The 2,630-nt window shown below is 73.5% G+C and carries 3 protein-coding genes; 2 read left to right on the top strand and 1 reads right to left on the bottom strand.

Features of this window, described 5'->3' with window-relative positions:
• The coding region (gene malQ / locus FNH04_RS44545; protein WP_152791925.1) for a 4-alpha-glucanotransferase at positions 1 to 1,500 on the top strand (1,500 nt) is incomplete at its 5' end.
• A gap of 60 nt (positions 1,501 to 1,560) precedes the next feature.
• Positions 1,561 to 1,809 (top strand): hypothetical protein, encoded by a 249-nt coding sequence (locus FNH04_RS44540; protein WP_322725654.1) that lies wholly within the window; start codon positions 1,561 to 1,563, stop codon positions 1,807 to 1,809.
• 166 nt (positions 1,810 to 1,975) lie between these two features.
• On the opposite strand, the gene FNH04_RS44535 is transcribed toward FNH04_RS44540, so the two are convergent.
• Positions 1,976 to 2,476: a MarR family winged helix-turn-helix transcriptional regulator gene (locus FNH04_RS44535; RefSeq protein WP_152791924.1), complete on the bottom strand. Its 501-nt coding sequence runs from the start codon at positions 2,474 to 2,476 to the stop codon at positions 1,976 to 1,978.
• Positions 2,477 to 2,630 lie beyond the last annotated feature (154 nt).

Below are 2,630 nucleotides of genomic sequence, written 5' to 3'. Positions count from 1 at the left end.
CCGTACCGCCCCTCCTCGCGCCGCTACCCCGACCCCGTGCACCTGCGCGTCGAGGACATCCCCGAGTTCCCGTACGTCGACGACCAGGCCCGCGTCCGTACGCTGCTGGAACGCGCCGCCCGGCTGCGCGAGGCCGTGCTGGCGAAGGGCGAGCTGATCGACCGCGACGCCGTGTGGGAGGCCAAGCGCGAGGCCCTGGAGCTGGTGCGCGCCGTACCGCTCGGGCCCGGCCGGAGAGCCGCGTACTGCGACTTCCTCGCCGAGGAGGGCGAGGCGCTGGAGGACCACGCGACCTGGTGCGCGCTCGCGGAGGTGTACGGCTCCGACTGGCACCGCTGGCCGTCCGGGCTGCGTGACCCGCGCTCGCCCGAAACGGCCCGCGCCCGTGCCGAGCTGATGGACCGCGTCGACTTCCACAGCCGCCTCGCCTGGCTCACCGACGCCCAGCTCGCCGCCGCGCAGCGCTCCGCGCGGGACGCCGGAATGCCGATCGGACTGGTGCACGACCTCGCGGTCGGCGTGCACCCGGGCGGCGCCGACGCCTGGGCGCAGCAGGAGTACTTCGCGGCCGGCATGTCGGTCGGCGCGCCTCCGGACGCCTTCAACGCCCGCGGTCAGGACTGGGGCCTTCCGCCCTGGCGCCCCGACCGTCTCGCCGACTCCGGCTACGCCCCGTACCGCCGCCTGCTGCGGGCCCTGTTCCGCCACGCGGGCGCCCTGCGCATCGACCATGTCATGGGGCTCTTCCGGCTGTGGTGGGTGCCCCAGGGGCAGGCGCCGACGGAGGGCACGTACGTCCGGTACGACGCGCGGGCGATGCTCGCGATCCTGGTGCTGGAGGCCTCGCGGGCCGGAGCGCTGGTGATCGGCGAGGATCTCGGGACCGTCGAACCCGGCGTGCGCGAGACGCTGAACGAGCGCGGCGTGCTGGGCACCTCCGTGCTCTGGTTCGAACGCGACTGGGACGGTACGGGACTGCCGCTGCCGCCCGAGCGCTGGCGCGCGGACTGTCTCGCCACGGCCACCACACACGATCTGCCGCCCACCGCCTCCCGGCTGACCGGCGACCACGTCGAACTCCGCGACCGCCTGGGCCTGCTGACCCACCCGCTGGACGAGGAGCGCGCCGCGGCCGCCGCGGACGCGGGGGAGTGGCTGACGCTGCTGTCCCGGCTGGGCCTGCTCCAAGGCGCGAGCGGCGGCCTCTCGGCCCCCTCCGAGGAGGCGGAGATCCAGGCCGTCCACCGGTTCCTGCTGCGGACCCCGGCCCGCATGATCGGCCTCTGGCTCCCGGACACGGTCGGCGACCGCCGTCCGCAGAACCTCCCCGGCACCTGGGACCAGTACCCGAACTGGCGCCTTCCCGTCGCCGACGCCGAGGGCCGCCCGGTCACCCTGGAGGACCTCGCCGCGTCACCGAGACTGCACGCGCTGGTGGACGTGTTGCGGGGGCGCGCAGGGCGGGACCGGGAGCGGGGCGGCGCCGCCGGGGGAGGCTGAGCACACGCCGTACGGCACCCCGGGCGCGCGGCCCTGTCCGGCGTTCGCTACGTTTGCACCGTGGACAAGAAGAACGCCCTGCGCACCGGAGCCCTGGCCGCCGGTACGACGCTGATGATGCTGCTCATGTCGTCCCCCGCGTTCGCGGCGATCCCCGACGACGGCGACGACCCGGGCCCCGGCCTGACCGTGATGGAGACGCTGGGTCTCTTCGTCGTGGCGCCGCTCGCGCTGTTCCTGGTGATCGCGGGCCTGGTGTGGGTCCTGGACGGGTCCACGGACCGCGAGCCCAAGGCCAAGAAGGCCTGACGGCCCCCGTCGTCCACAACCACGGCTTTCCGCCCTCCGCCGAGGGCATCTGAGGGCACCCACCGCGCACATGTGCGGTGGGTGCCCTCGGCATGTTCGGAACTGGCGGCAAGTTCGGAACCGGATGCGGGGGCGGTGCCTGGAAGACCTCGCCGTGGGGGGCCGCTCAGGCGCCCGTCGCCAGCACCAGGCGGCGCAACAGGTCGGCCAGCTGGGTGGCCTGGTCCTCGCTCAGAGGCGAGAGCGCCTCGGTCTGGACGGCGAGACCGGCCACGACCGCCTCGTCGACCAGTCGCAGCCCCTCGTCCGTGAGGGTGACGCGGAGACCCCGCCGGTCGTGCGGGTCGGGGGAGCGGCGGAGCAGTCCCGCGCGCTCCAGCTTGTCGAGACGGCCGGTCATACCGCCCGTCGTCAGCATGAGGGTGGCCGAGAGCTGACGGGGTGACAGCGTGTACGGCTCACCCGAGCGGCGCAGGGTCGCCAGGACGTCGAACTCCCCGCGCGCGATCCCGAACCGCGCGTACGCCTTCTCCATACGATCGCCCAGCGTGCGCGAGAGCCGGTTGACGCGCCCGAAGACCTCCATCGCGGTGGTCTCCAGCTCGGGTCTGACCTGCGCCCACTGCTCGATGATCGCGTCGACGGGGTCCCTGGGGGAGTTGCTCATGGGGCGAGTATCCGTCGGCTCTCGGTCGGCCGCAAGAAAGCTGCTTGACGACTAGTTGCTTAGCGCTAAGCTACTTTCAAGCGAGCTACTCGTTGCTCGTGTTCCCGGCCGTTCCCCTGCCGTCGTCCCGCCGCGAAGGGCGCCCGCCATGACC

The sequence above is a fragment of the Streptomyces phyllanthi genome (genome assembly GCF_009377205.1).
Taxonomy (GTDB): Bacteria; Actinomycetota; Actinomycetes; order Streptomycetales; family Streptomycetaceae; genus Streptomyces; species Streptomyces phyllanthi.
The sequence above is the reverse complement of the archived record's forward strand: the minus strand, read 5'-3'. Positions and strand labels throughout refer to the sequence as shown.